The sequence below is a fragment of the Reichenbachiella carrageenanivorans genome (assembly GCF_025639805.1).
Lineage (GTDB): Bacteria > Bacteroidota > Bacteroidia > Cytophagales > Cyclobacteriaceae > Reichenbachiella > Reichenbachiella carrageenanivorans.
On the sequence record NZ_CP106735.1, the window covers coordinates 4,606,819 to 4,632,555 of the forward strand.

General features: G+C 42.3%; 16 protein-coding genes and 1 pseudogene. 8 read left to right on the forward strand and 9 right to left on the reverse strand.

What is annotated here, in order from left to right:
• The first annotated feature begins 101 nt into the window (after positions 1-101).
• The 7 genes and pseudogenes from N7E81_RS18525 (at position 102) to N7E81_RS18555 (ending at position 8,687) form a co-directional block, all read left to right on the forward strand.
• Entirely contained in the window at positions 102-2,393 is a 2,292-nt protein-coding gene (locus N7E81_RS18525) for an FdhF/YdeP family oxidoreductase (RefSeq protein WP_263051095.1), read from the forward strand.
• A 133-nt stretch (positions 2,394-2,526) separates the two neighbouring features.
• Entirely contained in the window at positions 2,527-4,674 is a 2,148-nt protein-coding gene (locus N7E81_RS18530; protein ID WP_263051096.1) for a transglycosylase domain-containing protein, read from the forward strand.
• A 263-nt stretch (positions 4,675-4,937) separates the two neighbouring features.
• On the forward strand, positions 4,938-6,668 hold the full coding sequence (locus N7E81_RS18535) for a sensor histidine kinase (protein ID WP_263051097.1): 1,731 nt from the start codon (positions 4,938-4,940) through the stop codon (positions 6,666-6,668).
• Positions 6,665-6,805 (forward strand): response regulator, encoded by a 141-nt coding sequence (locus tag N7E81_RS18540; RefSeq protein ID WP_263051098.1) that lies wholly within the window; start codon positions 6,665-6,667, stop codon positions 6,803-6,805. Before N7E81_RS18535 ends, N7E81_RS18540 begins: the two co-directional genes overlap by 4 nt.
• Positions 6,806-6,823: 18 nt before the next feature.
• Positions 6,824-7,006 (forward strand): annotated as a pseudogene (locus N7E81_RS18545) (response regulator); the annotation flags it as partial.
• A gap of 72 nt (positions 7,007-7,078) precedes the next feature.
• Positions 7,079-7,294 (forward strand): response regulator transcription factor, encoded by a 216-nt coding sequence (locus N7E81_RS18550; protein WP_263053103.1) that lies wholly within the window; start codon positions 7,079-7,081, stop codon positions 7,292-7,294.
• A 121-nt stretch (positions 7,295-7,415) separates the two neighbouring features.
• Positions 7,416-8,687, forward strand: coding sequence for a cation:proton antiporter (locus N7E81_RS18555; protein WP_263051099.1), 1,272 nt, complete (start codon positions 7,416-7,418; stop codon positions 8,685-8,687).
• A gap of 346 nt (positions 8,688-9,033) precedes the next feature.
• On the opposite strand, the gene manA is transcribed toward N7E81_RS18555, so the two are convergent.
• The 7 genes from manA to N7E81_RS18590 form a co-directional block, all read right to left on the reverse strand.
• Positions 9,034-10,242: a mannose-6-phosphate isomerase, class I gene (gene manA, locus N7E81_RS18560; protein ID WP_263051100.1), complete on the reverse strand. Its 1,209-nt coding sequence runs from the start codon at positions 10,240-10,242 to the stop codon at positions 9,034-9,036.
• Between the two features lie 184 nt (positions 10,243-10,426).
• Entirely contained in the window at positions 10,427-11,620 is a 1,194-nt protein-coding gene (locus tag N7E81_RS18565; protein ID WP_263051101.1) for an endo-1,3-alpha-glucanase family glycosylhydrolase, read from the reverse strand.
• A gap of 248 nt (positions 11,621-11,868) precedes the next feature.
• Positions 11,869-14,451, reverse strand: coding sequence for a T9SS type A sorting domain-containing protein (locus tag N7E81_RS18570; protein ID WP_263051102.1), 2,583 nt, complete (start codon positions 14,449-14,451; stop codon positions 11,869-11,871).
• Positions 14,448-15,695: an MFS transporter gene (locus tag N7E81_RS18575; RefSeq protein ID WP_263051103.1), complete on the reverse strand. Its 1,248-nt coding sequence runs from the start codon at positions 15,693-15,695 to the stop codon at positions 14,448-14,450. The genes N7E81_RS18570 and N7E81_RS18575 overlap by 4 nt, the downstream gene beginning before the upstream one ends.
• Before the next feature lie 69 nt (positions 15,696-15,764).
• Positions 15,765-16,766, reverse strand: coding sequence for a glycoside hydrolase family 130 protein (locus N7E81_RS18580; protein ID WP_263051104.1), 1,002 nt, complete (start codon positions 16,764-16,766; stop codon positions 15,765-15,767).
• 101 nt (positions 16,767-16,867) lie between these two features.
• Positions 16,868-18,370 carry a RagB/SusD family nutrient uptake outer membrane protein gene (locus N7E81_RS18585; protein ID WP_263051105.1) on the reverse strand — a complete coding sequence of 501 codons (1,503 nt, stop codon included), beginning with the start codon at positions 18,368-18,370 and terminating at the stop codon, positions 16,868-16,870.
• Between the two features lie 12 nt (positions 18,371-18,382).
• Positions 18,383-21,481: a SusC/RagA family TonB-linked outer membrane protein gene (locus N7E81_RS18590; RefSeq protein WP_263051106.1), complete on the reverse strand. Its 3,099-nt coding sequence runs from the start codon at positions 21,479-21,481 to the stop codon at positions 18,383-18,385.
• A 519-nt stretch (positions 21,482-22,000) separates the two neighbouring features.
• Here N7E81_RS18590 and N7E81_RS18595 point away from each other — a divergent pair.
• Positions 22,001-22,858 (forward strand): helix-turn-helix domain-containing protein, encoded by an 858-nt coding sequence (locus N7E81_RS18595; protein WP_263051107.1) that lies wholly within the window; start codon positions 22,001-22,003, stop codon positions 22,856-22,858.
• Positions 22,859-22,916: 58 nt separating this feature from the next.
• Here the strand turns inward: N7E81_RS18595 and N7E81_RS18600 are convergent, their stop codons facing one another.
• Both N7E81_RS18600 and xylA read right to left on the reverse strand, forming a co-directional pair.
• Positions 22,917-24,302, reverse strand: coding sequence for a sugar porter family MFS transporter (locus N7E81_RS18600; RefSeq protein ID WP_263051108.1), 1,386 nt, complete (start codon positions 24,300-24,302; stop codon positions 22,917-22,919).
• A 92-nt stretch (positions 24,303-24,394) separates the two neighbouring features.
• A complete protein-coding gene (xylA, locus tag N7E81_RS18605) occupies positions 24,395-25,732 on the reverse strand; it encodes a xylose isomerase (protein ID WP_263051109.1) in 1,338 nt (445 codons plus the stop codon).
• Positions 25,733-25,737: the final 5 nt, after the last annotated feature.

The following is a 25,737-nucleotide window of genomic DNA, read 5'->3' on the forward strand; positions in this document are numbered from 1 at the left end:
GAAATTTCAGTACGAACAAATTAGTTTACTTATTAAACATGATCGAAAAGTCAGATTGATCTTACTTCCTATACCTTTGGTTTTTACCTAACTTTCATATTATGAACACAAGAAAGGTATCTATCGTCCCTCCTGAGGAATTTGCCAAGCTCAAAATCACCAATCCCAAAGAAATAGCTGTAGGCATTCCTGCCGTCATTTCTACCTTCCAACACATCAGTGAAGAAATGGGCGTCATCGATGGACTCAAAGTATTACAAAAAATGAATCAAACGAGTGGCTTCGACTGCCCAGGTTGCGCATGGCCAGACCCAGATCATCATCGCTCCAAGCTTGGCGAATATTGTGAAAACGGTGCCAAAGCCATTGCAGAAGAAGCGACTAAAAAGCGAGTAGATACTGCTTTCTTTGAGCAGCACAGCGTAGAAGAATTGAGCCAGTGGTCTGACTATCTCATAGGAAAAGCAGGCAGAATCACCGAGCCTTTTTATCTAGCCAAAGACAGCTCGTACTATGTGCCTATCACATGGAAAGAGGCATTCGACAAGATTGGAGACAAACTACAGTCATTGTCCAGCCCGGACGAAGCCACCTTCTACACCTCTGGCCGTACGAGCAATGAGGCCGCTTTCATGTATCAGCTTTTTGTAAGAGAATATGGTACCAACAACCTCCCCGACTGCTCCAATATGTGCCACGAATCTAGCGGCACAGGCCTAAGCAAGACCCTGGGCATCGGCAAAGGATCTGTGACACTGGAGGATATTTACGAATCTGAACTCGTGATAGTAATTGGGCAAAACCCTGGCACCAATCACCCTCGAATGCTCGCCGCACTAGAAAAGTGCAAGAAGAACGGCGGAACGATCGTGAGTATCAACCCAATCAAAGAAGCGGGTACCAATGTATTTGTAGACCCTCAAAACCCACTCAAAGTACTCACAGGTGGCACAGCACTCGAAGACCTCTACCTACAGGTGAGGATAAATGGAGATGTGGCCATACTCAAAGCCGCAATGATCCTCATGCTCAAGGCCGAAGAAGACCGTCCTGGCTCAGTATTCGATCATGCATTCATTGAAAAAAACTGTGAGGATTATCCTGCGCTGTTGCGTCACTTGCGTGAATCCGACTTTGGTACATGTGTACGTGCCAGCGGAGTATCCGAAGAAGAAATTCGAAAATTCGCAGATCTTTTAATTTCCAAAAAGAAAATCATCTTCTGCTGGGCAATGGGTATCACTCAGCACGAAAATGGAGTACACAATGTGCAGGAGATCGTAAACATACTCCTACTCAAGGGAAGTATCGGCAAGCCTGGCGCAGGCACTTGTCCAGTACGCGGCCATAGCAATGTGCAAGGCGATCGCACCATGGGTATTTGGGAAAAACCACCCAGTAGCCTATTGGATGCCCTCGATAAAAGGTTTCAATTTAAAAGCCCAAGAGCACACGGGCACGATGTGGTAGATACGATTAAAGCCATGAACAAAGGCGAAATCAAAGTATTCGTAAGCATGGGAGGCAATTTCATTTCGGCTACGCCTGACAGTGAATTTACGGGGGAGGCTATGAAAAAATGCGACCTAACGGTACAAGTCTCCACCAAGCTCAACCGCTCCCATTTGATAACCGGCGAAGAAGCCATTATACTCCCTTGTTTATCTCGGTCGGAGACAGACAAGCAAAACGACAACGTGCAATTTGTAACTACCGAAAACTCCATGGGCGTAGTGCAAAAAAGCCAGGGCAGTTTTGAACCTGCTTCAGCTGACCTGAAAAGTGAGCCTGCCATCATCGCTGAGTTGGCGAAAGTCACCTTGCCCGATTCCAAAACCAATTGGGATGAAATGATATCCGATTATGATGTGATTAGAAACCATATCGAAGCCGTGATTCCGGGATTCGGTGCTTACAACGAGCGGGTGAGAGCGAAAGGAGGCTTCTATTTGCCAAATGGTGCCAGAGATGGCGAGTTCAACACGGCTTCTCAGCAAGCTTTATTCACAGTCAACCCCTTGCCAAAAAATGAAATTGATCCCAATCATTTCATTTTGATGACCATCCGATCTCACGACCAATTCAACACCACCATCTATGGCATGCACGACCGGTACAGAGGCATACACAACGAGCGGCGCGTGGTATTAATGCACCCAGACGACATGAAAGCCCATGGCCTGGTAAAAGAACAAGTGATTCATCTGACGGGGCACTATGGCGACGAAACCCGAGAGGCTAGACATTTCAAAATAGTACCGTACCCGATAGCCAAAGGGTGTTTGGGTGCTTACTTTCCTGAGACCAACGTACTGGTGCCAATCCATCATGTAGCCAAAGAGAGCAATACTCCTGCTTCGAAGTTTGTGGAAGTGTCGGTAAACAAGGCTTAAATCTACTTTATGCAGGTTAAATAATAATTCATACCCCGTGTACTTTCCTCTTTTGAGAAAGCGTAAGATTTGTTGGGTTTCCATGCACTGAGCAAAAATATTTTTCTGACTTTTGCGTTCGATAAACCAGCGTATGAGTAGCAAGAAAAGAAAGCCCAGCCAGAAAAAAAAGCAATCCAAAACGAGCCCAATCACTCATTTGATTCAGTGGTCACTGCGTTTCGCAGTATTGGGACTTGTCCTGTTTATCGGCTTTTTCAGTGCCGTACATTTGGGCGTATTTGGCCCTATGCCTACCAATGAGGATTTAGAAAATTTAATCAACTCGCAAGCCTCCGAAGTCTATGGCAGTGATGGTGAATTGATCGGACGATATTTTCTTGAAAACCGGTCAGAAGTTAAATTGGCCGACATTTCTCCAGACATCGGGCATGCTCTTGTGGCCACCGAAGATTCCCGATTTTATGAGCATCAAGGTGTAGACCATCAAGGTCTGCTGCGTGTATTAATCAAATCTGTCATCCTTGGCCAAAACGCTGGTGGAGGCAGCACCATCAGCCAGCAGTTGGCTAAAAATGTATTTGGGAGAAAAAACCATGGCTGGCTTACTATGCCCGCTGTAAAAGCAAGAGAGGCCACCATTGCCAACAGGTTCAATGAAGTCTATACCAAAGATGAAATTCTTGAATTGTATCTGAATACCGTTTCGTTTGGTGAAGACACCTACGGGATCAAAACCGCCTGCGAACGATTCTTTTCAGTATCGCCAGCGGAGATCAAAACCGAGCAAGCTGCCGTACTCATCGGCATGCTCAAATCCCCTACGGCATACAATCCCAGGCTCAATCCAGAGCGATCTCTGACCCGTCGCAATGTAGTGTTGAACCAAATGGAAAAAGCGGGCTATCTATCCTCTGATCAGGCCAAAGAACTCAAAGCATTGCCATTGGAACTAGACTACCATCGCAACATCAGCGAGGCCTCCTCTGCTCAGCATCTCACCCAACACCTACGAAAACAAATAGACACTTGGCTAGCCGACCACCCAAATGAAGACGGCGAACCCTACAACCTAGAAACCGATGGGCTAAAAATCTACACAACGATAGACACTCGCATGCAGCAGTACGCACAAGAAGCCGTCGTTGCCCATTTAGATCAATTGCAAAAAGCTTTTGATTCAGACTTGAAACGCCAAGGCAAATGGGCAGCAGAAATAGATGCGACCTTGCAGGCAGGCTTTTTAGTCTCTGATCCCAAAAATGGTCATGTACTGGCTTGGGTAGGTGGTCGAGACTACAAACAATCACAATATGATCACATCTTGTCCGAGCGTCAAGTGGGTTCTGTTTTCAAACCAGTAGTCTACGCCAAAGCATTGGAAGATGGGTATGAACCTTGTGATTTCATTTCAAACAGACAAGTACAATATACCCAATACGACGGCTGGACACCACAAAACACCAACAATGTATACGATGGTAGTTTTTCACTCTTGGGTGGCCTGACCAATTCTATCAATACCATCAGCGTGAAACTTTTAATGGAATCTGGCATTGAGGATGTCATCGCTTTCGCTAAAAACTTGGGTGCTACAAGCAAACTACCCGAAGTACCATCGATCGCACTAGGAGTAGCCAATATGTCGGTTCAGGAGATATCGAAAATGTATATCCCTTTTGCCAATGACGGCTGGCAACATGAACAAATAATCATCAGCAGAATAGAAGATGCCAACGGCCAAGTGCTTTTCACTCATCTAGCGGAAACACCCAAACAAGTAATCTCCTCAAAGGCGGCTCATGATATCACCAATATGATGCGATCCGTAGCAGACAAAGGCACTGCTCAAAGGCTACGAAGCTGGTATCACATCCAAGAACCCATCGCCGCCAAAACTGGCACAACACAGAACCATGCCGATGGCTGGTTTGTAGGCTATACGCCCAATTGGCTAGGAGTGGTATGGGTAGGAGCAGACGATCCTAGCTTGCATTTCAGCGCTATCAAAGACGGGCAAGGAGCAAACATGGCCTTGCCTATCTGGTCGAAATTTTACCAAAAAGTAAAGGCCGATACCGAGCTACAAAAAGTGATGCGTACTTCCTTCCCATTCGCTAATAATCTGGCAGACTGTGAGCTGTATCGCGAAGACAATTTTTTAGTAAAAACATTCAAAAAGAAAACGAAAAAAAATAAAGACAGCGGGCTAGAAAATGAAGAAGTAGAAGAACCTCAAAAGAAAAAGAGGTTCTGGGATCTTTTTAAACGTAAGAAATAACGAAAAACTAGCCAAGCCTTTTTCTCTTCCAAATCGACACATAACTCCCATCGACTATCACTCACAAAACCGCTTTAAATCGCCTAAAACTCCCTTTTAAAGGTCATTCATACGACTAATAACAACCTAGCGATTGTGAAGAGAATCAACCTTTCTCACGACAGAGGCACGCACATACCAACGACAATCACTTCAAAAGTCAGCTTGCATAATTTTGATTTGATAATTTTATTTGAACGTAAAGAACGCATATCATTGCAGCGATGCTGTTTAACAAACTTAATATTGGCAATAAGTTAGCACTGATTATGATCGGGCTTTCCTTGGTAGTTACGGCGCTACTATCCTACTTATTCTATGTCCAATTTGATACCGCACTCAAAGAACGAGTACTGCTTCAGCTTTCCTCTGTGAAACAGCTGAAAATCGTAAAGATTCGAAAGGAATTGAATGACAGATTTGAGGCTTTTTCACTCCGACTCGAAAATCCAAACAAAACAGAACCATCTGAACTTTTTTTCCACGAAGGCATCTATGCTACGATACCAGATACACTTTTGGACTACTACCCCATCGCTTCCAAAGTGCAACCTGAAAATATCACAGATCAAATTACACTATTTGACATGACACACCACAACCCTTCTAGTCAAATCACAGTAGGGTTTATTTCTAAAACTGAGGGGGGCTACCTCATTGCCATCACTGAAGAACCTGAGATTCAAGGTATTCTATTGGAACGTACAGGGCTCGGACAGACAGGCGAATCCTACATCGTTGGGGCAGACTTTAAACTACGTACGAGATCTCGATTTCTTAAAAGAAGCCCAAAAAATATAACAGTAAAATCAGAGGGCGTGGTACGTGCCTTCAACAATCAACCAGGAGAAGATTTGATCAACGATTATCGAGGCACTCAAGTATTTAGTAGCTATGAGAAGTTTGAACTTAATGGATTGAAATGGGCGATTTTAACCGAAATAAACCGACAAGAAGCACTTTTTCCATTAGAAGAGTTGAAAAACAACCTCATGGTCATGCTACTCTTTATCATTCTCTTCGTATTAATTGGTTCTTATTATTTATCAAAAAAAATGGTGCGTCCTATTGTAGAAATGGAGCAAAAGCTCACCGACATGTCTAAAGGAATTCTAAATCCATACGACTTTCCTCAGACCAGCCATGACGAAATTGGCTATATGATCAATGCACTCAACAAACTAGTGAATGCACTCAATCAAACCATCGTCTTTGCAGGTGAAATCGGTGCAGGAAACTTTCAAGCTACTTACGAACTATTAAGCGATGAGGACAAGCTAGGGCAAGCCCTAAAACAAATGAAGGAAAAACTTCAAGAGTATCAGAAAAATGAACAACGACTGCTACTAGAAAACCAACGCTCTATACTCAACGGAGAAGAAGGTGAAAGAGCAAGACTGTCCAAAGAAATGCATGATGGTTTGGGTCCCATGCTCACTACATTGAAAATGAAAATTCAGTCAGCAGAACTGCTTGAAAGCACTAAAAAAAGTATTCTAAATCAGATAGATGAAACAATCCAAGAGGTCAGAAGAATGTCCAACAATCTGATGCCTAGCGTCTTGGTTGATTTCGGTGCAGGAGAGGCTATTGGCAACTTGGTAAAGCAGATCAACGAAAGTGGTGATATTCAGATCAGGTATAAAAATGACATGCCTAGCGAAACCCAAATCGATGATTCTATCCAAATCACGCTCTATCGCATCGCACAAGAATCTATCAACAACGCCCTCAAACACTCGAAAGCAAAAGAAATTAAATTATCTATTACAGCATTTGACAACCATGTGAGTTTCTTTGTGTCAGACGATGGTGTGGGATTCAACCCCAACCAACATACCAATGGCAATGGCCTTCGCAATATGAAAGAACGTGTAAAGCTTGTCAACGGCACTTTAGAATTAGAAAGTCAACCTACCGGTACCACTTTAGAAATTGAAATACCAATCGAATGAGCAAGATCAAAATCATAGTAGCAGACGACCACCAATTATTTCGCGAGGGTATTATCTCTCTATTGTCAAAAAACAATTCGTTGGACATCATAGGAGAAGCAGCTTCTGCAGAGGAGCTATTTAAACTGATGGATTAGGCGGCCCCTCACGTTGTTCTTATGGACATTTCCATGCCTGGAACCAACGGTCTAGATGCGATCAAACAAGCTAGAGACAAAAATCCTGAAACGAAATTTATCGTACTGACCATGCATGCTGAAGGCCAATATGTAGTAAAAGCCGTCCGCAATGGCGCTTATGGCTACTTGATAAAAAATGCTGACGAAAATGAATTGATCGCCGCCATAGAGGCCGTAGCTCTGGGCAAAAAGTATTTCAATAGTGAAATATCTCAACTCATGATTGGCAACATGGCACTAGAAGGCGAATCACACAAAAAGCTATCGGATAGAGAGATGGAGGTATTAGAGTTGGTGTCCGAAGGAAGAACCACCAAAGAAATAGCTGATCAACTCTTCGTAAGTGCCCGTACCGTAGATACGCACAGAGTAAATATGATGAAAAAACTCAACGTGCAAAACACCGCAGAACTCATTAAAAAAGCCGCTCATTTGAAGCTGATTTGACGCTCAGTAAAAATACTGAGCTCAGAATACCAGTTTATGCAGAGTCTAGCATTGCCTAGAGGAACCTAACTTAGTCATCTGAAAAAATGCACCCATTGCATTTTCATTTAAAGTTAGAGCTATGCAAATATTCGACATCATTGCGGTATTGATCTTTTTTTCGGGATTATTTATTTTCCTTAATACCTTCTACCTCAAACTTCCATCCTCTATAGGGTTGAGTATTTTAGCCTTATTACTTTCCTTTTTGGTACTCATATTTGGTCTGGCATTTCCCCAGTTTCATTTGGCCGAACATGTGAAAGCCTATGATATGGAAGATGTACTGATCAGGTTTGTCCTCAGTGTTATGCTATTTGCAGGTGCGCTCAATATAGATTTTGGGAAACTCGGCAAACAGCTTGTGCCTGTAATTGTCTTAGCATTCTTTGGAGTACTCATTTCCACTTTTGTCATCGGTACATTCGTTTATTACATGCTTGATTTTATGAATATCGAGCTCAGCTACCTTGGCGCATTGATCTTTGGGGCACTGATTTCTTCTACAGACCCAGTAGCTGTAACCAAAATGATCCAAAGACACCAACTTTCCAATGAATTAGAAAACAAAATATCAGGTGAATCCTTACTCAATGGAGGAATTGCCATTGTACTTGCCCTAGTTCTGATGAGTCTGTACAAAGAGCAAGCTATCACTGGCGCACTAAGCTTAGGAGGTTCTATTTGGGTATTTTTGAGAGATTTAGGTGGCGGTTTGATCGTAGGTCTCTTCTTCGGATGGCTGGGCTATCAAGCACTCAAATATATCGACAATGACGAAGCACAAGTAGAAGTGTTGATTACCATGGCTCTCGTGATGGTAGGCTCCTACGTAGCCAACTATCTCAATGTATCTTCGATGCTAGTAGCCGTCTTGTCTGGTTTGGTTATTAGAAATTCCGAAAAATCTAGTGATGGAGAAAGTGCCGTAGGTGCGTACGTTTTTAAGTTTTGGCAACTGATGGAAGAGTCTATGGCTGCCATGCTCTTCGTACTCATAGGTTTTGAAATGCTCGTGATTCCGCTGAGATTAGACTACTTCGCCGCAGGATTTTTTGCTCTTAACATTGTGCTATTTGCTCGGTGGATCAGTGTGTTTCTCCCTATCAAATTTTTGGCTAACACTCATGCCTTTGACAAAGGAACGGTTTCCGTATTATCATGGGGGGCCTTACGTGGTGGGCTACCCGTAGCCGTTTCACTTTCACTCACAGGATTTCCCGGTCAAGAAATCATTGTCACCATGACCTATGTTGTGGTCGTTTGCTCAGTACTCTATCAAGGCCTGACTTTGGGCAAGCTGGTTCGCTCCTATCAGGCACAGCAGTATCCTAGTCATCAAATGAAAGTATAAAAAAATTAAGACCTGTTTCAATAACAGCCTTCAGACTTCCAGTGTAATGTGTTTTCCTACACCCTAAAATCTGATAACAATTTATTTTGGTGGTTTTTTGAATGGCAAGACGGAGACTCTTACGAGTCTCCGTTTTTATTTCTCATATTGGTCTACTTCGTTCTACACGATCTCCCGTTTTTCAATTCTTCTTCAACCTGATTGAGGTTGCCAGTCACCGAGGAAATAATAACGTTGAACGACTATAATTATACCGCCTACTGAAATGATTTAGTATTGTTTCAGGATAGATTGGTTAAACCTGCTAGGCGCTTCGGCAAATAGCAGGTTTCTTTTTTCCATCTATTCAATCCACTGGCGCAGAGGCTTTATACAAAGTAGCCGTACTCTTGGTGGTGATTTGATAATTGGCTCCAGCCAAAACAAAAGCTGCTTCCCCTCTCCCTAAGGTCAATACCTTTCCATCTTCTTTTACCTCTGCTTCTCCATCTAACACGATCAATATTTCGGCCGTTTGTCCCGTCATTTGATAAATATCATTAGAACCTAGGTCTATTTTACTCAATTGAAAATCTGGCGCTGGGCTGACATATATTCTCTCCAAACCATCGGCCTGTAGTTCGCCAGACAATAGCTGAGGGTGTGTAGCCTTGAACTCCACATGCTTGAGCAACTCAGGTACATCTACATGCTTAGGTGTGAGTCCTCCACGAAGCACATTGTCAGAATTCGCCATCAACTCCATGTTTTGCCCCTCTAAATAAGCATGAGGAATACCCGCGCCCTGAAATACTGCCTGACCTTGCTCTGCCTTTACGATATTGAAAAAGTATATCGAATAAATTCCTCGATCCAGCGCACCTACTTCTGTAGCAGTATCTACAGCCTTGGCTGCCCAATAATCTGGAGACGACTTATCCAACTCTCCTGCTCGATACAACGGCAAAATACGATCGACCAATGGCTGTAGCATCGTATTGCTCTCATCGTCGCTAAGCTCCATCACATGCTGATAGAGTGCCCGATACCCTCCAGTAGCAAATACTCCCTCCAAGCCTTCAAAGGCGGGCGTATTCTGTAGCACAGCCACCAACTGATCCTCTGGCAAGAAACCATGCAACAACCAAAACTCACTCAACGCCACCATGATTTCGGGCTTGTGATTGTCATCTTTGTAGTTTCTATGTGGTGCATTGAGCGGTATACCCTGCTCATTCTCTCGAGCAAAGCCCTTTTCTGCTTCTACCTTGGTAGGATGCACCTGTATGGACAACATGTCTTTTACGTCTAGTACTTTGAATAGGAACGACAATCGGCCAAACTTAGAAGCGATCGCACTACCCAAACTACCCATCAAATCCTTAGCAATCAAGCCATCCAATGTCTCTTCTCCTTCGCTACCAGAGACCAAAGCAGGTGCATTTACATGTGCACCCATCCAGTATTCGGCGTAAGGTTTGTCTTCTGCAGTGATATTTAATAATTGGGGGATGTATTCCTGCCCGCCCCAAGCATAATTCTGAATTTTCCCTTTGAGTGAATAAATTTTAGACATCGATATTAGTGTGTATGTGTGTTGTTGATACTAATTTTAGTTTCATGCTGTGTCGGCATGCAAGTTAATATGGATCGTTAAAAGAAAGTATGGATTCATACATCCGAAGAAATATTAAAAACAGAAAACCTCTAAGACAGTAAATGCCCTAGAGGTTTTGTTTCACATACTTCAATCTCTGACCTTAATTCAAGACCTGTTTTGATGCTGCATAGTCTTTTTTCAAAAACAATCGAATAGCTGCATGTGCCATATCTATACTTATAGAAGCGTCTTTCTCTGCCTGATACATCGCCTGCTGAATCGCAACTGCTACTTCATATTTCAAATGATCATCTACAGCAATTTCTCCTTTTAGCTTGCTGATCTGTTTTTCTGTTTGGATTAAGTTTTGAAATCCATTTTCCACACTCGGTTCTATCTCCGTTCCTTCGTTCCAGTCGTTCCAGGTCTCAATCATCACATACTTCATGGGTATCTCTCCGTGATACTTGTGGATGTACATCCAGGTAGAATCATAGATAGCTCCACCGCCACGAGATATGAGTCTATTGCCTCCCCATGAAGTATTTTTCCTATCGTCAAACCCAGCCCATACGCCCCCTCCTACAAATGGATAAACTTTATTTTCAAATGTATTTACTTGGTCATAAAAGTAATCTAGATAAGGTTTACCCCAATTTGAGCCATCTGCCATCCAAGCTCCTCCTGGCTGTACCCAAGGATAAAAAGCATCCACATAATCCTGTGTATTTTCCCCTTCTCCAAAAGTATTCCAAATGAGCAGTGCTTGATCTTTTCCAAAAACAGAATCAAGAGATTGGCGGAGTTGCTCAGCTGTGAGGTACTTGTTTGGATAATCAAAAGAATAAAAAACAGGCTTTTGGTCATACCTCAGATAGTGTGGATTGTGATCAACATAGCTTGTTTTGAACTGCTCCAACTTAAACAAAGTGGTGTCCAATGGTGCTGCCAGATCAAACCCTTGGTCGTCGAAACTGATCGAAAATTTGAAATCAAACCCATTATCAGACAAGCTATCCAGCTCCTGAATCGCTTCCAAGACCAAACCCATTCCGACACGATCATATTCATCTTTCACATTCACCACTACTCCATCGATCCCCGCACTCCAAGCCAATAATAGGTGATAAAACAAAGTTGATTTACGATGAGAATCGTAAGTACCGATCAGTGGTTGATTGGCGTGTCCAAACTGCCAATGCCGCAAAGAGTCCTCTCCTGCATCTTGATCACCATACCAACTCATGTAGTGAATGATTACATCTGGGGTTTCTTTTATCACTTGCTGATCAGGTTGGCAGGCCGAAAAACACCCCCACACGCTCATAAAAAGGACCCAACTATATCTATACATATTTATCATTTTTTGAAAAAACTACTTAGGTCAATCTAAATTATGTTTGTCCTTGCGACCTAAAGACTTTGAGCTAAAAAACGCCCTATTAATCGTCAAATCATTGTTGTTGTGAATAGGCCTAGTACTTCCATCTTCTTGTTCATATTCACTCTAGTAATCAATTATATCCCATAATTATCACTCAAACCCAAAACTGTAAATTCAAAACTAGAAGCCCTAAATCAAACCTAAGTAGTTAACCCTTTTTATTTAATAATCAACTTTCTGTGTGTTATACCTGTATTGGTTTCCATTTGAATAATAAACAAACCGGTTTGCCCTTTTGCATTCCAATTGAACTCGTGTGTACCAGCCTGCAAGGTCTCTCTGACTATTTGATCGACTAGCTCACCTCCAGTACCATACACTTTGATAGACACAGGTTGTGGTTGTGCAAGGTTTAATGAGAAATTAGTCTCACTTGTAGCAGGGTTAGGATAGATGTTGAATTCTAGTGCTAAAGCTTCAGGAATGCCACCCAGTACACTACCGTTGTTGATGATCTCATTAGAGAGTGCGATAGATCCTGTCGCATCTTTTTCTACAAATTTGGCAATAGCCTGCTCCAACTTAGGGTAGAAGGTATCATAATCTCTCGTCTCCGATTCTATAAGTTGTGCGGCTTGATAGATCTTTGTAGAGGCTGAATAAAGATCGTCGTTTACTGTTATTTCTACATCCTTGAATGTGGCTATATTTTCTGCTGTCTTGGTCATGTAAGTAAATCCATGCTCCTTACTTGGCTCTATTTCAGTTCCCTCATTCCAATCATTCCAAGTTTCTAAAATGATCCAGTTCAAAGGTACATCGTCACTATAGTCATGTACCAAATCCCATGTTTCCTGATAAGTCTCCCCGTTTTTTCTATCTATCCAACGGTCTTGTCCCCAGCTCGCCTTGCGATCATCAAACCCTGGCCATACTGCGCCAGTAGCAAACGTGATCTCTTCTCTGATTTTCAATGTACGATAATACCAATCTAGATAATCGGCACCCCAGATGGTTCCTTTATCATCAAACCCCTGCACCCAAGGATAATAAGAATCTATGGCCTCGTTGCTAGCTTCAAAATCTATTTCATTTCGCAGTAAAATTGGTTTTTCTTCGCCAAACACATTGGATACTGCATCCCTATAATCATCTGAGGTAAGAAATCCATCGTAGTTCCATACAAAAATCACTGGTTCGCCATTTTTATACAAATAATTGTCTGTCTCGGCTATGATGTCATTTTTGAGGGTGGTCAATTCAGTCTCTACCGACGTCTTCGTCATGTCTTGATCGTCGTAGCTTACGGCTACTTTATAATCAAAGGAAGGTTTCACGTCCACTATTCTTTGCAGAGACGGGATCACTTTTTTCAAAGTTTCTTCGTCATACTCGGTTCTTACATTGACTACCATTCCGTCTACACCTACAGCAGATGATAGCAAAATGTGATACAAATGCGTCGCCCAACTTTGTGAATTATATTGCCCAATGATTGGCTCCTGAGCAGCCCCGTCCTTCCAATGGTTTCCATCTTCACCTTCGCTAAACCAGCCCAAATAATGCATATAGACTCGCTTGGTCTCATCATTTTCTTCTGGTTCTACAGGCTCTTCGGCCAACTCATCGTCAATAATCTGATCCAAAAATTCAATAGCCGCAACGCCGTCTTTGTTGATAAACTCTTGAATAGCATCTTCTAAAACTGGATAGTAAAGTTCGTAGTCTCTATCATCCGCTTCGATAAGCGTAGCAGCTTCATATACCTTGGTAGAGGCAGATAGCAAGTCTGCATCTAGTGTAGCTGTCTCGCCCTTAAATTCGGCAATATTCGCAGCTGTTTTGTTTACATATGTAAAACCATGCGCTACACTTGGTTCGATCTCAGTACCTTCATTCCAATCGTTCCAAGTTTCGATAATCACCCATTCTACGGATTTGGCATGTACAATATCCCAAATGCTCTCATAAGTAGCCCCTTCGTTTCTATCGATCCATCGATTTTGCCCCCAACTGGCATCTCTATCGTCGAACCCAGGCCATACTGCACCTGTCGAAAAATCTACATCGCCAGCTGTGATCTTATCATTGATGGTATTATAATACCAATTGAGATATCCCTCTCCCCAGTTGGTTCCATCTTCGGCGTAGCCTTGTACCCAAGGGTAGTAAGAGTTAATGGGATTGGGATCACTTTCTGAATCCTCGATCTCATTTCTCAACAAAATGGGACTGTCTTCTGTAAATACATTTGACACGGCAGTCCTATAGTTGTCTGTAGTCAGAAATCCACTATAATCCCAAATGAAAATCACTGGTTCGCCATCTTTATACAGGTAATTATCTGTAGCTGTGAGAATATCATCCTTGAGGGTCGTCAATTCTGTTTCTACAGCCACCTGAGTCATATCTTGATCATCATAGCTCACTGCTACTGAGTAGTCAAAAGTGGCATCTATGTCTGTGATACGCTTGAGCGAAGGCAGTACTGCCTTGAGGCTATTTTCATCATACTCGGTACGTACATTGACCACCATACCATCCACTCCACACGCAGATGACAGTAAGATTTGGTATAAGTGAGTAGCCCATGACTGGGAATCATAATAGCCAATCAAAGGCTCACGCGGTGCTCCATCTTTCCAATGGTTTCCTTCTTCTGTCGCTCCAAACCAGCCCATATAGTGCATATAAACTTTTTTGTTGATTGTTTCTTCTGGCTCTGGTTCGCTGGCCTGAACCGAATGGAAACAAAAAGCGAGCGATAATAAAACTAGACTAGTGTGTAGTGCTTTTTTCATGCTTTTTCATGTTTAGATTCTTGTATAATTGTTTTTGCTAGTGGGATAGAAAGCATCTGTATGATGCCTATCACCACTAATGAATATCGAATCGCAAATGATTCGGAGATGTAATAGTCGAGTACGATAAACAAGGAAAGGCCTAGGAATCTTCCCACATAAAGTCCGAACTCATGATTGACGATATAGGAGAACTCGCTCCGTTTCGTCAATTCACTCAAGTAGTTGATCACTTTCATCTGAATCGGGAAATAAGCGATATCATGTAGGGGCTGATATAGCACCTTACACATGACAAAAACGATAACGCCGAAGGATGAAAATAAAAGGCTGTGCGTCAGAGCTCCTACAAAAAAGATGACATAGCCCAATGAAAATATATAAATACGATGCTGTGGTTTGCTTATTCTGCCAAGTACATAAAGTACAATGGCCGTCACAATACCACTAATGCTCTGAACAGAGGAGAGTGTACTTTCGTCTCCTACAAGTCTTAAAATCAAAATGGCTGGCACAGTCACCAGATAGCCTTGAGTCATGCCCTTGAGTGAGGCTAATACCAGCAGTTTTCGCCACAGCTTATCGAATCGAAAGTAAATAATACGATCTACTTTTGGGTTTTTGAAAGACCCGCGATGTATCACTATACTCGAAAGCACAGTAAGCAAAAACACCGCAATCGTGATGACACGATAAACAGCCGTAGCATCTCCATCGAATAAGTTGTAACTAGACGTGAGGACGAATAAAAAACCAATAACGGCTGGCACCGCAATCCCCGTGATGGTATAGAAAAAAGTCTCTAACCCATAGTAGTAATTCCGATTGTTGTCTTCTGTGGTTTCAATCGCTAGAAAATCACGGTTAGACCAGAAAAAACCATAGGATATTCCCATCAACAACCCTGAAATACCTACTTCTACAAAAGTGATGTCCTTGAGAAACATCATTACTGAAATAGAAATGCCACTGAGAATCATGCCCAGACTGTACAATCCCTTCACACTAAACTTGCGCAACAAGAAACCATTGAGCACGAAAGTGATTGGAATACCCGTAAACACAGTAATCTGATATAGAATCACCGCACTAGAGCTATTGAGACTGCGCATGATATAAGCACTCACAAAAATCTCTATGATGGGAAGCACAAGTGCATATATCATATTGGTCATCAACAAAATGCGCATGTCCCGTGGCATTTCATTAAAAAAGCGTATTTCGCCCTGTATTTTCTTAATCATAGTTTTTCTCGTTTCTGCTCAACAACGACAAGCTAAAGATGCCTCTCTAGCTTATCGTTCATCGTAATTTTAGTTATCAAATAGATGGTCTACCAGATCTTCTACTTTGACTGTGGCCAAACCAATACTGGTATCACAGCACCCGTAGTAGATATAGCCTATGCCGTCTTTTTCCACAATGCTGGTAGGAAACACGACATTGGGTATCACCAACCCACATTTTTCATAATACTCAGTAGGCTCCATAATATGATTGATACTTCTAGCGATCACCTTGGTAGGGTCTTCTAAATCCAGCATCATCCCTCCCACTCGATAAATGATATTTTCATCTACACCGTGATATAGCACGAGCCACCCTCTGCTTGTTTTTATGGGGTTGCAAGCTGCGCCAATTTTACCTCCTTCCCAAGCTTCTTGCGCCGTGGCTAACAACTGAGGTTTGCTCCAATCGTGCAAATCTTCAGAAAATGTAATCCACATACCAGGCTGAGTAGTGCCATATTCTTCTCCCACAAAATCCATTGGTCGTCTCAAAAGGCAAAATTTACCGTTGATCTTTTCTGGAAACAAAGCATGGTCTCTATCATCTATTTCCTCTGGTGAGGTAAAACACAGCTGCTCCCAGTTTATCCCGTCTTGGGACGTTGCTATACCAGATCTGGTAATCATCGGGTATTCACATTTAGCCCAATCAGTATATTTTGATGTGTCATAAAATGGCACCCCTTCTCCTGTAGGAAAACAATCAAAACCATAGGGCTGAAAAGCATAGTTCATATAGAAAGTTCCATCGATCTTGACCACTCTGGCGTCTTGTACACTTCCCTCAGGATATCCCAACATCTCTGAGGTAAATACTGGCTGATCCCCTACTGGTGTGAAGTTTTTACCGTCAGTGCTTTCAAACAAACCAATGGCTGTACGAAATGGACTCAAAGTTGCTGCCGCTCGGTCGTAAAGCAAAAACTTCCCATCATCGAAAACAGCTCCTGGGTTGAAGGTAACTACTTTTCGAAAGTCTTCCCCACCAGGAAATATGATGGGATTTTTCTCGTATTTTTTTATCATTAATGACATATCTTAAAATCAATTTTTTAAAAATGGGTACTATTCACCCAATGAGCCTCACATTCAGGCACATACAAATAGGCTCAGGATGGATTAAAAGGTTATTTCGCTAGATTTGGATTTTTCAAGACTTCGGCCTCTGGTATAGGCGCATAAAAATTGTCTGGCGTGATAGCTCCTGTGATTTTCACTGGTTCATCAGGATGACGTTTATCTATTACCTCCTGTACCTTTTCGGTTCTCAGCAAGTCGTACCAGCGCTGGCCTTCGCCTGCTAGTTCCCATCCTCTTTCCTCTATGACGGCATTTACAAAATCAGCTTTGCTCAAACCAACAGTCAGGTCAGGCAAACCAGCCCGATTTCTTACTTCATTGATCGCGTCATAAGCTTGAGTATCTACTCCTGTAGCTTGTGCGGTTGCTTCTGCAAAAATCAACAGTACATCTGCATATCGGATCAGCGCATAAGCTGCTGCTGTATGAAAATTGTTTACCCATGGCTGAGCCTCATCTACTGCGCCATCTCTAAACTTGGCGTAATATGGGTGACGCGCATCACTGTCTTCGAAGTTTACCACACCACCATCAGAGGTATAAAATACCGTGTAGAATGTGGCATCTTTTCTCGGACCAGCCGGAAATTCATTGTAAAAAGTAAGCTCACAAAAGAAGTCTTCCCAACCGTTTTCTTCCTTAGGCATCGATGCCGTACCAATCAGGTGATTAGCATGTGCGCCGTCTCCTGTATTTCTGTCATATTGGATTGAAAATACAGATTCTGAACTATTGTCATTGGCTCTCTTCCAGATCATATCAAAGCTTGGTAACAAATCGAATCCCCATCGTCCCTTTTGGGTAATGACCTCGCCAGCCTTGCTGGCTGCTAATGCATAGGCAGACTCATCCTTAAGCGGCCATCCTGCTTTGGTCAGGTACACCTTTGCAAGTAGTGCCATGGCAGCTCCCTTTTTGGGTCTACCGACCTCACTCTGCGTATCGGGCAATAAGGCTTCTGCTTCTTTCAAGTCTGCTATGATCTGCTCATAGACTACACTCACTTCAGACAATCCCAGATCTATGGGAGCATCTGGCGTGGTGTACATTGGGATTTCTCCCCAACTCCTGACTAAATAGAAGTAGCTCAATGCTCGAATAAAATGTGCCTGGCCAACCAAGTTGTCAATAGCTGATTGTTCATCTTGTGTGTATTTCGAATACTCAATTACAGCATTAGCATTGAGTATGGCTCGGTAGCACCCTTTATACAAATTCGACATCCAAATATTGCTTGGCGATTTACTAAACTCGTCGAACTCTCTGAAAGGCTCTTTGTTACCACCAGCAATGGTGGTTATATCATCCGCACCAAACATCGTCGTCATGTACTGGGTAGTGGCAAATCCCTCTGCCCAACTGCCATCTCCACGTATGGCCGCGTACATCGCAATCGAAACAGCATTAAGATTTGAAATGTCTTGGAAAGCCACTTCAGGATCGTTGAGTCGTCCTTTTGGGTTTTCGTCCAATTCAGTACAAGACCATACCGAAAAGCATGCTGCAATTGATAAGGTATATTTGATCAATAATCGTGTGTAATTTTTCATATCTACTGAATTTTAAAAAGCAATTTTTAAACCTGCGATAAATGTTTTTGGACTCGGGTATGCTCCTGTATCTATATTCTGATCTACATCAGTATTAGATCCCCCTCCCACGGTATTGCCTGCGGACGAGGCTTCTGGGTCATAGCCTGTATAGTCCGTCCATGTCCAGAGATTGTCTCCACTCACGTAGAGCTGTAGCCTAGACAGGCTAGAAAATATGGGTCCCATTTCAGCGGTAGGCACGTTATAGGCAATGGTTACATTTTTGAGCCTTAGGTAACTGCCATCTTGCAACCACCGACTGCTATTAGAAAACAGCTGAGAAGTTGTGCTAAATGCAGGCACATCAGTCTCTTCGTTGGAGAGCGTCCAGCGTTGATAATGATCTGGACTAGTAAAGGCTTGACTCTGACCAAACAAGCCTACAGACTTTTGATACATTCCGTTGTACACCTGCCCTCCATATACGCCTTGCATCAATACACTCACGTCAAAGTTTTTGATTTTAAATGTATTGCTGACTCCATATAAAAACTTAGGCTGCGCTCTTCCTATGATCTGTAAGTCTTCGGTATCTATGACATGATCTCCATTTAGATCGCTATACTTGGCATCCCCTGGCACATTACCAAAAAGAGCTGCCTCGTCCAGTTCCGAAGACTTCCATACGCCTTCGTACTGATACCCATAAAAAGTACCTAAAGACTCTCCTACTTTGATGATATTGAGTGGCGCATCGGCATCAGCATATCTGGTAGATGGGAAAATCTGTGTCTCTTCACCCAAGTCCATTACCTCGTTTCTATTGACCGACACGTTCATCGACACATCCCATTGAAACCAAGACTGATCTATAGGAGTAGCGATCATCATGAGTTCTACTCCTTTGTTGGTCACTTCCCCTATATTGGAGACGATGGTACCATTGCCTGCATAAAATGGTAGCTGATAATTGAGCAACAAATCACTGGTGGTCTTTTGATAATAGTCCAATTCGAAACGAAGACGATCTGCAAAAAAACCAAGTTCGACCCCTACATCCAGTTGTTTGGTCGTCTCCCATTTCAAGGCAGAGTTGCCAGGTGAGCCTACCCCCAATCCCGTAACGCTAGCTGCTGTCGGCCCTCCAGGCGAATAGTCTACTGTAGGGTTTTGTATAAAATAGGGCAAGGTAGCATAAGAGCCTACGCCTTGATTGCCCGTGAGGCCATAGCTTGCTCTTAGTTTTAATGTACTAAACAGATTTAGGTTTTGTACAAAATTTTCATCTCCTAAATGCCAAGCCAGTGCTGCTGATGGAAATACACTGTATCGATTGTCTCCTACAAACTTTGAAGATCCATCTCTCCTTACTGTAGCTGTCAGGATATATTTACCCGCAAGGGTATAATTCAACCTAAAGGCAATCGAATTTAAATATTCGTCATAGTAATAAGAAGACGCTCTTTGTGTCCCGCTTAGTGCCAGGTTATAATAACCAAGCGTAGGTGAATTGAGATCGCTGGCTTCTGCGTAGGCCCCCTCATCCTTGAAAGAAGTGCCTTCATATATACCTGTTAGGCCGATATTATGCATGCCAAAATCTTTCTTATAATTGGCAACTACACTGTATTGGCTTCTGGTTTTTCTAAAATTATTAACACCTGCTCTGGTAATACCTCCTGGTCCTTCTAGCAAATAATTGTCATTGAAATAGCTATGATTGGTATTTCTAATGTCTAATGCTCCTGCAAATTTGATACTCAAGTCAGGGATCACCTGATAGGTAAGTGCCCCAGATGGAAGGTAATTGTCTACGATAACATCAGAGTTTTGAGTCATCTGTAGCCCTACAGGATTACCTGTTACGGCGCCATAGTTTGGCGTGTTGTTATAAAACTCATCGTTTTCATCCCACACAGGCTCTGTAGCTACCCACTGAGGCATTCGCCCAATAGCACCATACTGTGAACCTACATCATTATTGTTTTTTCCTGTTTGTCTACTGCCAGACACACTCAGATTCAGGTCCCATTTATCAGAAAGTTCAATGTCTATTTTAGACCGAAGATTGAAGCGTTTAAAACCTGTATTGATCAAAATCCCTTCTTGGTCGAGGTAAGAAGAGGATAAATAGTAGGCTACTTTGTCGCTCCCCCCCTGTACAGAGACCTCATAGTTTTGAGCATGAGCAGTACGGAATATTTCGTCTTGCCAATCGGTACCACCACTGATATAAAAATCATCAATTTCTTGATCAGTAAAAGGTGCCTGGTAAGGAAAAGCTGGGTTGTAATAGATCTCACGATCATACTCATTGTACAGCTCAGCAAACTGACCAGCAGATAAGTAATCTATCTTGGTAGGCAGTGTAGACACGCTATAGAAGGAATTGACCTGTACGATCGTACGATCGGCATTCCCTTTTTTGGTCGTGATCATTACTACACCATTGGCTCCTCTAGATCCATAGATAGCCGTCGCTGATGCATCTTTTAGCACCTCCATAGACTGTATATCGCTAGGATTTACCATTTGCATGTCTGCCCCTATCACCCCATCTATAACTATTAAAGGCTGATTGTTTCCAGTGATCGAATTGGCTCCTCTGATTCTGATTTTAATATTCCCTCCCGGAGCACCTGAATTGGCTGCTACTTGTACACCAGCAGCGCGACCGCTCAGTATATTGTCTGCCCTGAGTATGGGCTGATTTTCGAAGTTCTTATTGGATATAGTCGATACCGAGCCTGTAAAGTCTTGTTTCTTTTGTGTTCCATAACCGATCACAATGACCTCATTGAGCAAATCAGAATCTTCTACCAACAAGATGTTATACGCTGTTCTTATATCTGAGCTCACATCTATAGATTGACGTTGAAAACCAATCATAGAAAATGTAACTTCTTTAGCAGAATCAGGCAACGACAACCTGAAAGCTCCGTCTACATCAGTAGCGGTACCCAAAGTAGTACCTGTCACTTGTACATGTACACCTATCAGTGCAGAGCCCTCTTCTGTAACTACCTGACCTTTGATCACTTTATTATCAGATTGACTAAAAGCCACCTTACTGACAAACAGCAAGGACATCAATAAATATCTCTTTTTAAACTGTAGTATTTGTTTCATAAATCATGCTTAATCGTAATTATTACCCTTAGGTTATTTAGGCATTTGACTATTGTAGGTTTACCGGACATCCTACTGTTCTTCGGCCTTGTATATTCTTTACTTAATCGATCGTTTAACAAAACTAAGTGTAATGAAAGCTCTCAATTGATACTTTTACGCCGTAAAATGATACTATAAAGAATCATACGCTACCAAAAACAGGTTATAGCACATCTTTTTATATATTTTTGATCACATTATTTTAATACATTAGTCATACTACATGCCTGCAAAACACGTCTCATATATCTGTATAAAGCCTATTAGCGACCTATTTAAAAACAATGTAAGGCACGTATGGTATGGGTTGGAAGTATCTAGGTATGTGCATGGAGCACATTTTGATCTCTGTTTTATTGGGTTGGATAGTTTCAAAACAGATCAAAGTCTTAAAGTTATCAACTTAAAACTTGTATTAATTGATTACTAGCGTGAAGTTAAGATTGCCATATTCAAAAAGGTAAAAATGTCGTATACATGAAAAGATTTAAGAGAGAGCTTTCTCCAATTGGGGACAATTCCTGTTTTACCATTCAAAATCACTATGATGCTAAATTCGACTACCCTGTGCATCTGCACCCTGAATATGAGATCAATGTAGTGCTTCATACGGATGGTACACGCATTATAGGAGATTCTAAAGAAGGGTTCAGAAAAAACGACATTGCCCTTGTGGGGCCAAATCTATTGCATGCCTGGCGCAGTGAAAAACAACAAGGAGTACGGGTGATTACGATTCAGTTTTCCAAAGAGCTCTTTGAGTTTAACCTTCTCAAGAAAGAAGGTATGCAATCCATTTCCAAGCTACTAGAGGACTCCAAACAAGGAATAATTTTTAAAAAGAGAGATTTTATAGAGATCAAAAACAAGATTCTTGCTTTGATCGACCTGTTTGATTTTAGAGGCTTTATTGCTTTTTTAGAATTGCTACATACCATGTCCAAGTCCGACTATCGCTTGGCATTATCTAGTACACCATACTTGTCCGACTTTGAAGACTCGGTAGACAATAGGATCGAAAAGGTCTGCCATTACATCAGCCAGCACTTTGATAAAAAAATAGCAATAGAAGAGGCTGCTAATATCATCAACTTGTCTCCTTCAGCTTTCAGCCATTATTTCAAACGGTATACATATCGTTCGTTTACTGAATACCTCCTCGATATTAGGCTAAAAAAAGCATGTCAACTGCTCATAGAATCGGATACACCTATTGCTATTATTCATGCCAAATGTGGTTTTACAAATGCCTCCAACTTTAATAGGATTTTCAAAAAAGCAAAAGCACTAACACCTAGAGCATATCGTCAAAAATTTGGTTTGAAGGTCGTGTAAATTACCCAGTGTTTAGCCTCTACGAGCCTTAAACACTGGATATGACTCAGGTGTATGTTTATTGATTTTTCTCTTCTGCGGTCCAGAGCTGCTCCATTTCTTCGAGGGTTTTTCCTTTAGTCTCAGGCACAAGCTTCCATATAAAAATGACAGCGATCAGGCAAAAAACACCATACATCCAAAACGGAAAAGCCCCGTTATACTGCTGATACAGATACCCTTGCTCATCAGCCATCATAGGGAAGGTCTGCGATACGGCATAATTGGCCAACCACTGTGCAAATACGGCAATAGACATAGCCACTCCTCTCACCTTATTAGGGAAAATTTCAGAAAGATAAACCCATACTATAGGTCCTTGAGAAAAAGAGAAGAACGCAATATACAACACCAAAACGGCTAAGTTAGCTACGCTCAATATGCCCATATACATGAGCTGACCAAATACAAAAATCATGACACCCATGCCTGCCGTACCAATCAATATCAATGGCTTTCGGCCAAATTTTTCTACCGTGAAAATAGCGACACAAGTAAATATCATCATCGCCAAGCCTACCACGATCTGATTGATCATAGCGGCATCTGCCCCTGCTCCCATACTAATAAATATGGCATTGCCATAGTACAGAATGGCGTTGATACCTGTGATCTGCTGAAATACAGAAAGCCCCACTCCGATCAATAAAATCAAACCAATCTTAGGATACTTGAGGCTAAAGCTAGAACTATTCGCATTTTTCAAAGAAGCTTCTATGTCTGCTAATTCTTGTGCAGCACTCGATGGATCCACCTTATCCAATATTTGTCGAGCCTCTTCTTCTCTACCTTGTAGCACCAGCCATCTGGGACTTTTGGGTACGAATAGCGCCAAAATAAAAAACAAGCCTGCTGGAACACACTCACTCGCAAACATCCAACGCCAGCCTGTAGTCTGATTCCAAACTACATCTGTAGCATCCTGAATTCCATAGTTGACAAAAAACACCACTACAAAGCCCATCACAATAGCGAGCTGATTGATAGACACCAATTTGCCACGCATGTGTGCTGGTGCCAACTCTGCGATATACACAGGCGCCACTGCAGACGCAAGGCCTACACCTACTCCACCGATCAATCGATAGATGACCAGCTCTGTAGCGGAATCTGGTAATGCAGAACCCAAAGCGGAGATAAAAAACAGTACTCCAGCCAATAGCAATGACCGCTGCCTTCCAATCGCCTTGCTGGTATACCCCGACAAAAGCGATCCTCCCATACACCCGATCAGGGCACTAGCCACCACAAAGCCAAAAAATGCAGGTGACAAGTTGAAAAGCTGCTGGACATATGGTCCCGACCCAGCAATGACTCCTGTGTCATAACCAAATAGAAAACCACCAAGAGTAGCTACCAGCGTAATAGCAGTAATGTAAAGTATGTTTGTTTTTTCCGTTTTCAATGCGTTGTAGTTTTAGTTCATGAGAATTTTAGGAATCTAAAAAAAGTCGACTCATAACGAACCGACTTTCATACTAATCCATGTTTTATATCCTAGATGTACTTGTTTACTAGGTTTTCGAATAGCTCTTGCTGGCCGCTTCTGAGCTTCGGCTCGCCATTCTTAGCGGCCAATTCCGCCAAGGCTGCCAAGTCCAATTTGCCTTCTTCAAACTCTTTACCTTTGAGTGTATTGAACGAACTGTATCGCGCCTTCCTCAAATTTTTGTAAGTAGAATGATCCAATATATTCTGAGCCGTAAGCAAGGCTCTAGCAAACACATCCATACCTCCAATATGTGCGTAGAATATATCCTCCAAATCTGTTGAATTTCTTCTGGTCTTGGCGTCGAAGTTGATCCCGCCCTCGGTAATACCCCCAGCTTCCAAGATCACAAGCATGGCCTCTGTGACTTCGTACAAATCCACTGGAAACTGATCCGTATCCCAGCCATTTTGATAATCGCCCCTGTTGGCATCTATGCTACCGAGCAAGCCAGCATCTGCGGCTACTTGTAGTTCGTGAGCGAATGTATGCTGTGCCAGTGTGGCATGGTTTACTTCTAGGTTTAGTTTAAAATCGTCCAACAAGTCGTATTGTCTCAAGAACCCAATCACAGTAGCGGCATCAAAATCATACTGGTGCTTAGACGGCTCCATAGGCTTCGGTTCGATAAAAAATGTACCTTTAAACCCTTGCGTTCGCGCATAATCTTTGGCCATATGTAGAAACCGAGCCATGTGCTCCTGCTCCTTTTTCATGTTGGTATTGAGCAAAGACATATAACCTTCTCTTCCTCCCCAAAACACATAATTTTCACCGCCTAGCTTGATGGTCGCATCCAAGGCATTTTTCACCTGTGCACCAGCATAAGCCACAATATCAAAATCAGGATTGGTAGCTGCTCCATTCATATAGCGCGGATTCGAGAAGCAATTGGCTGTACCCCAAAGCAACTTGACACCCGATTCGGCTTGCTTTTGCTTGGCATAATCCGTAATGGCATTCAACCTCTCGCCCGATTCTGCAAGTGTGCTTCCTTCATCTATCAAATCAAAATCATGGAAACAGTAGTAAGGCACGCCCAGTTTAGTGATAAACTCAAAAGCTGCATCCATTTTGTCTTTGGCTCTGCCTAGAACATCTGAAGAAGTAGACCAAGGAAACTCTTTAGTACCTGGTCCAAATGGATCTCCTCCTGTACCGCATAGTGTATGCCAATAAGCAACTGCAAACCTGAAATGTTCCTTCATGGTTTTACCCGCTACGACTTTATTTTCATCATAAAATTTGAAAGCCAACGGGTTATCCGACTCACGACCTTCATATTTTATCTTTCCTATTTCTTTGAAATATTCCTTATCTCCTGTCACAATTTTCACATCTTCCATCTTAC

What these genes read in the sequence shown, in the direction of transcription:
- N7E81_RS18590 (WP_263051106.1), bottom strand. Translation starts at nt 21,481, where the DNA reads ATGAAACAAATACTACAGTTTAAAAAGAGATATTTATTGATGTCCTTG.
- N7E81_RS18550 (WP_263053103.1), top strand. Translation starts at nt 7,079, where the DNA reads ATGGCACTAGAAGGCGAATCACACAAAAAGCTATCGGATAGAGAGATG.
- N7E81_RS18530 (WP_263051096.1), top strand. Translation starts at nt 2,527, where the DNA reads ATGAGTAGCAAGAAAAGAAAGCCCAGCCAGAAAAAAAAGCAATCCAAA.
- xylA (WP_263051109.1), bottom strand. Translation starts at nt 25,732, where the DNA reads ATGGAAGATGTGAAAATTGTGACAGGAGATAAGGAATATTTCAAAGAA.
- N7E81_RS18580 (WP_263051104.1), bottom strand. Translation starts at nt 16,766, where the DNA reads ATGATAAAAAAATACGAGAAAAATCCCATCATATTTCCTGGTGGGGAA.
- N7E81_RS18570 (WP_263051102.1), bottom strand. Translation starts at nt 14,451, where the DNA reads ATGAAAAAAGCACTACACACTAGTCTAGTTTTATTATCGCTCGCTTTT.
- N7E81_RS18525 (WP_263051095.1), top strand. Translation starts at nt 102, where the DNA reads ATGAACACAAGAAAGGTATCTATCGTCCCTCCTGAGGAATTTGCCAAG.
- N7E81_RS18585 (WP_263051105.1), bottom strand. Translation starts at nt 18,370, where the DNA reads ATGAAAAATTACACACGATTATTGATCAAATATACCTTATCAATTGCA.
- N7E81_RS18595 (WP_263051107.1), top strand. Translation starts at nt 22,001, where the DNA reads ATGAAAAGATTTAAGAGAGAGCTTTCTCCAATTGGGGACAATTCCTGT.
- N7E81_RS18555 (WP_263051099.1), top strand. Translation starts at nt 7,416, where the DNA reads ATGCAAATATTCGACATCATTGCGGTATTGATCTTTTTTTCGGGATTA.
- N7E81_RS18540 (WP_263051098.1), top strand. Translation starts at nt 6,665, where the DNA reads ATGAGCAAGATCAAAATCATAGTAGCAGACGACCACCAATTATTTCGC.
- N7E81_RS18575 (WP_263051103.1), bottom strand. Translation starts at nt 15,695, where the DNA reads ATGATTAAGAAAATACAGGGCGAAATACGCTTTTTTAATGAAATGCCA.
- N7E81_RS18565 (WP_263051101.1), bottom strand. Translation starts at nt 11,620, where the DNA reads ATGTATAGATATAGTTGGGTCCTTTTTATGAGCGTGTGGGGGTGTTTT.
- N7E81_RS18535 (WP_263051097.1), top strand. Translation starts at nt 4,938, where the DNA reads ATGCTGTTTAACAAACTTAATATTGGCAATAAGTTAGCACTGATTATG.
- manA (WP_263051100.1), bottom strand. Translation starts at nt 10,242, where the DNA reads ATGTCTAAAATTTATTCACTCAAAGGGAAAATTCAGAATTATGCTTGG.